We start from the raw sequence: 5,977 nt of genomic DNA, 5'->3' as shown, positions 1-5,977 counted from the left end.
CCGGGTGAGCCCGAGTTCGGCGCCCAGGCGGTCCAGGGCGGCGCGACGCTCGGGCGCCAGGCTGACCCGCAACAGCCGGCCGGCCGGGCGGGGGTCCGCGGCGACGGGCAGCAGCGGGGCGGACGGCTCGTCCAGGCCCGCGTAGTACGCCCGCAGCTCCGCACGCTGGGCGGCGTAGCCCGGCTGGCTGAACCAGTCGGCCTGCCAGCCGGCGTAATCCAGCGGGGTCGGTGCCTCAGGCCGAAGTGGCAGCTCAGGCTGAGGGAGCATCGCAGCGGTGCCCGCCAGCGCGGCGTACTCGGCCGACAGCGCCTGCAGCAGCAAGGTGACCGACCAGCCGTCCACGGCGATGTGGTGCAGCCGCAGCAGCAGGACCCCGCCGGTCCGGTCCTCCTCCGACCCGTCGACCCCGGGAAGCCAGCAGGCCTGCAGCATCCGCGGCTGGGCCAGGTCGAACGGCTCGGCGAACAGCCGGTCGGCGAACGCGCGCCAGTCGCTGGTCAGGAGTGAGTCCGTCTGGTCCGGCTCCAGCCAGGGGTCATACGGCTCGGCCACCAGCTGGCGCAGCTCGCCGCCGATGGGCTGGAAGCCGGTCCGCAGCGCCGGATAGCGCACCACCAGCCGCCGCAGCGCCTGCCGCAGGGCCCGGACGTCGACCGAGCCGGTCAGCCGGAAGGCGAACCCGACGTTGTAGGCGACCGAGTGCGGGTCCTGCTGCTGCAACAGCCAGAGCCGCTGCTGCTCGGAGGTGGCCGGAGCCGACGTCGCCCCGGACGGCCGGGCCGGCACCGGATAGGGCGAGTCCGCCTGGTGCCGGCCGGCCGAGATGGCCTCGGCGAGCTGCCCGAGATCGGACTGCAGGATCAGCCCGGCCGGCAGCTCGCTGCCCCAGCGCCGGCGTACCTCGAACCGCAGCCGCAGGGCCTTGAGCGAATCGCCACCGTTGGCGATCCAGCGGTCAGCCGGGCGCAGGCCGCTCACCCCGAGCACGTCGCCCGCCAGGTCGAGCACCTCCCGCTGCCAGTCGCTGGCGGCCACCGAGTCGGTGCCAGTGTCCGGCTCGGCGCGCCACGGCAGGTCCTCGCGGGCCAGCAGCGCGGTCCGGTCGACCTTGCCGTTGGCGTTGAGCGGCAACGCGTCGACCAGGTACACCCGGTGCGGGCGCATGTAGGACGGCAGGCTCGCCGCCAGGTGCCGCTCGAAGTCCTCGAAGCTCAGCGGCTGGCCCAGCACCAGGTAGGCGAGCAGTTCGGTGGCTCCCAGCCGTCCCGCCGGGCGGGTGCAGACGTAGGCCTGGCGCACCGCGGGGTGAGCGATGAGCTGGCGTTCCAGCTCCTCCGGCTCGATCCGGAAGCCACGCACCTTGACCTGGCGGTCGGTCCGCCCGAGGTACTCAACCAGGCCGGCGGCGTTGCGGCGCACCAGGTCGCCGGTTCGGTAGTAGCGGGTGCGGCCGCCGTCCAGCCACGGCAGCCGGACGAAGCGCAGCGCCGTCTCCTCCGGCAGGTTGCGGTAGCCGGCTGCGACCGCCTCGCCGCCGAGGTACAGCTCGGCCGTCTCGCCGGCGGCGGCCAAGCGCCCATCGGGTGGCCCGTCCGCGGACGCCGACGCGTCCCAGACCACCAGCACGGCCTCGGTGCCGGGCAGCGGCACCCCGATCGGCACCAGGTCGGCGTCGAAATCGCGCGGGATGGCATGGCAGAGCGCGAACGTCGCGGTCTCGGTCGGCCCGTAGCCGTTGTACAGCTGGGTGGGGCTGTCGGGGTTGTCGCGGTACCAGCGCCGGATCAGGGTGGCGTTGAGCTGGTCGCCGCCCACCAGCAGCTGGCCGACGCCGGCGAAGCAGTGCGGCACCTGGTCGACCACCGCGTTGAACAGCGCCGCGGTGATGAACATGGTGTCGACGCGCTCGGCCAGCAGGGCCGCTGCCAGCAGCTCCGGCGTCTGCACCGTCTCCTCGCCGAGGATCACGCAGCAGCCGCCGGTCAGCAGCGGCACCCAGACCTCGAAGCTGATCGCGTCGAACGCCGGGTTGGACAGGCAGCCGAAGCGGGCCGAGTCAGCCAGCCGGAGGTAGCCGGGCCGGGCGAGCCGCAGGACGCTCACGTCGAACACCTCGACGCCCTTGGGACGGCCGGTGGTGCCCGAGGTGTAGAAGACGAAGGAGATCCGCGGGTCGCCGGCCACCTCGGTGTCGTTGCCGGCCGCGGTCCCGGCGGCAGTGCCGGCCACCTCGTCGGCGGCATCGCCGGCCGCACCGTCGGCGTTGTCCTGTGCCCGGCAGCTGCCGAGCAGCTGGGACACCGCCAGCGGGCGCACCCCGTCCGGCAGCTCGGCGCCGGCGCCGTCCCGGTCGATCAGTGCCACGCACGCCGAATCGGTCAGGATGTGCCGCCGGCGCTCGGGCGGGCTCTGCGCGTCCAACGGCACCACCACCGCACCGGCCCGCAGCACGCCGAGCATCGCGCAGACCAGCTGCCAGGACCGTGGCAGGCAGACCGCGACCGCGTCCCCGGGGGAGACCCCGTTGCGACGCAGGCCTTCGGCCACGGCAGCACTGGCCGAGGCCAGCTCGGCATAGTCCAGCTGCCGGTCGCCGTCCACCACCGCGACGGCGTGCGGCGTCCGGCGTGCCTGGGCCAGCACCCCGACGGCCAGTGCGGAGACAGCTGTCACGGCCGCAACCCTCCGACCGAGTCGGTCAGCACCGGCTCAGCCGAACCAGCCGGCTCAGCCGAACCAGCCGAACCAGCCGAACCAGCCGGCTCAGGCTCGGTGGCACCGGTCAGGCAATCCAGCTCCCTGCCGATCAGCGCGGCGACGCCGCGGACCTCGTCGGTCTCCAGGATCTCCCAGTGGTCGCAGTCCACCACCTCGACCGTCAGCCCACCGGGGGCGTTGCCGGCCCGGCGGCCCCAGAACTCCTGCGCCTGCTCGACATCGGCGGGCTCGCGGTTGGCCACCGCCTGCAGCAACACCAGCCGGGCCGATGACGGCGGCGTCAGGTAGTCGCGCATGGTCAGCCGGTTGTGGTTGTAGATCCGGAAGTACTGCTCGATCTGGGCGTCCTCGATCCCGGGGTACATCCCGTTGAACTTGATCAGCTTGTCCCGGAACTCCGGCAGGTCCACCGGCTCGATCTCGGCCCGCTCGACCGGATCGTCGGTGCCCTGGGTGTCCAGCAGCAGCACGCTGACCGCGGTGTTGCCGGCCAGCGCCAGCCGGCGTCCCATCTCGTAAGCCACCGAACCGCCGTAGGAGAGCCCGGTCAGCACCAGCGGCCCGTCCAGTAGCGGCTGGATCAGGCGCAGGTAGGACTCGGCCATCGCCTCGACCGTGGGCAGGAAGGTCTCGCCGGGGTTCACCCCGGGCGACTGGATGCCGTACACCCCGCAGGACTCCGGCAGCACCTTGGCCAGCGCCAGGTAGCAGAACGCGGTGCCGCCGGCCGGATGGATGCACACCACCCGGCGGTGCCCCGCACCGGGCCGGAACTCGCCCGGACGGAACTCGATCAGGTTGCCGGGCGGCCCGCTGGAACCACTGCGCAGCCGGGCAGCCAGGGCTTCGATGCTCGGGTGCGCCACGATCTCGGAGATCGGCAGCCGCTGCCCGAACTCCTCGTCGATGGCGTGGGCGAGCTTGATGGCCGAGATCGAGCTGCCGCCGACGTCGAAGAAGCTGTCCCGGATCCCGATGTCGGTCTGCAGCAGCAGCCGCTCCCAGATCTGGTACAGCGCCAGCTCGACATGGTCGCGCGGGCTGCTCTGGTTCACCTGCATCGGCCCGTCGGCCCGTGCCTGGCGCAGCAGGGCCGCGCGGTCGAGCTTGCCGTTGGCGGTCATCGGCAGCTCCGGCAGTTCCAGGAACACCGCCGGGATCATGTACCCCGGCAGCTGCCGTGACAGGGCGGCCCGCCACTCGGCCGGCTGCTGGGGCGGTGCCGCGCCCCGCGCGACGGCGGCCACCAGCCGTGGCTCGCCGGCGCCGTCCTGATCGAGCAGGACGGCGGCCTCCCGGACCCCGGGCTGCTCGCGCAGCACCGCCTCCACCTCGCCGAGCTCCACCCGGAAGCCGCGCAGCTTGACCTGGTGGTCGCGGCGGCCGGCGTAGCTGATGGTGCCGTCGGGCAGCCGGCGGCCCAGATCCCCGGTGCGGTACATCCGCTCGCCCGGGACGTAGGGGTCGGGCACGAAGCGCTCGGCGGTCTGGCCGGGCCGGCCGAGGTAGCCGCGCGCCACGCCGGCGCCGCCGATGTAGATCTCGGCCGCCACCCCGACCGGAACCGGCTGCAGCCGCTCGTCCAGCAGGTAGATCCGGGTGTTGGCCAGCGGCCGGCCGATCGGGCACTGCCGGGCCAGCGGCCGCAGGTCCAGGTAGGCGCTGCTGTAGACCGACGTCTCCGTCGGCCCGTAGCCGTTGAGGATCCGCAGCCCGGGCAACTCCTCGCACATCCGGTGCAGGGCCAGCTCGGGCAGCGGTTCCACCCCGACCAGCAGCTGGCGCAGTGCCAGCCCGGACAGCCGCTCCGCGGGCGCTTCGTCGATCCACTTGACGAACGCCGGCGGCAGGTAGGCCTGGACGATCCGGTGCTCGCGCAGCCAGCCCATCAGCGCGTCCGGGTCGGCCCGCAGTTCCTCGGGCACCAGGTGCAGGGTGCCGCCGGTGGTCAGCGGCAGCAGGATCTCCTGCACCGAGACGTCGAAGCCGATGCTGGACCACAGCGCCGCCGCGGTGCCGGGTACCGGGCCGAGGCGCGCCAGCCAGTGCTCGATCAGGTTCGCGATGCTGGCATGGCTGACCGCCACGCCCTTGGGCCGGCCGGTGGAGCCGGAGGTGTAGATCAGGTAGGCCAGGTTGGCCGGGTGCACGACCACCTTCGCTGCCACGCCGGACGGTCCCTCGGCCTCGACCGCTGCCAGCTCCACCCAGTCGGTGCCGGGCGTCGAGCCGCCCAAGGTGGTCAGTGCGGCTGGCTCGACCTGCGCGGCTGGCTCGGCCTGTGCGGCTGGCTCGGCCTGTGCGGTTGGCTCGGCCTGTGCGGTCAGTACCAGCGCGGGTCCGGCATCGGCGACCATGCCGGCCAGCCGCTCGGCGGGCAGTGCCGGGTCCAGCGGCAGGTAGCCGGCGCCGGCCTTGAGAATGCCGAGGATGCCCACCACCAGGTCGACCGAGCGCTCGGCGTGCAAGCCCACCAGGTCGTCCGGCCGCACGCCGCGGTCGATCAGCGCCGCCGCCAGCCGGTTGGCCCGGCCGTCCAGGCCCGCGTAGTCCAGCTGCTCGGCTCCGCTGACCACCGCGAGCTGGCCGGGCCGGCGGCGGGCCTCGGCCTCGAACCGCTCCACCAGGCTCGCCGGCCCGGCCAGCGGCTGGGCGGTGTCGTTGCAGTCATAGACCTCGTACTGCCGCTCGGCGGCGCTGAGCAGCTCCAGCTCGCCCACCGGCCGGGCCGGATCGGCGCTCACCTGCTCCAGCAACCGGACGTAGTGAGCCGCCAGCCGGGCGATGGTCGAGGCGTCGAACAGGTCGGTGTCGTACTCGAAGCTCAGCTCCAGCTCGCCGTGGCGCTCGGTGACCTCCAGCGACAGGTCGAACCGGGCGGCACCGGTGCCGGCCTCCAGCGGCCGGAGCTCCAGGCCGGGCAGTTCCAGCTGGCCCAGCGGCATGTTCTGCACCACCAGCATCACCTGGAAGAGCGGTGAGTAGCTGGCGTGCCGCTCCGGGTGCAGCGCCTCGACCAGCTGCTCGAACGGCTGGTCGGCGTGGGCGTAGGCGTCCAGCACCTCCTGCCGTACCTCGCCCAGCAGCTCGGCGAACGGCTGGTCGGCAGCCAGCCGGTTGCGGATCACCACCGTGTTGATGAAGTGCCCGATCAGGTACTCGACATCGCTGTCGTTGCGGTTGGCGAACGGGGTTCCGACGCAGACGTCGTCCTGGCCGCTGTAACGCCAGAGCAGCACCGCCAGGCTCGCCATCA

General features: G+C 73.2%; 2 protein-coding genes. Both read right to left on the bottom strand.

All coding sequences use genetic code 11. From position 1 onward, the window contains the following. On the bottom strand, positions 1 to 2,676 hold a 2,676-nt coding region (locus VF542_RS01370), incomplete at its 3' end, for an amino acid adenylation domain-containing protein (protein WP_408649914.1). After that, on the bottom strand, positions 2,673 to 5,977 hold a 3,305-nt coding region (locus VF542_RS01365), incomplete at its 5' end, for a non-ribosomal peptide synthetase (protein ID WP_408649913.1). The genes VF542_RS01370 and VF542_RS01365, both read right to left, overlap by 4 nt.

Origin of the sequence: Jatrophihabitans sp., assembly GCF_036389215.1 — a bacterium.
Classification (GTDB): domain Bacteria; phylum Actinomycetota; class Actinomycetes; order Mycobacteriales; family Jatrophihabitantaceae; genus Jatrophihabitans_A.
Note: the sequence above shows the minus strand (reverse complement) of the source record. Positions and strands in the feature narration are given on the sequence as shown.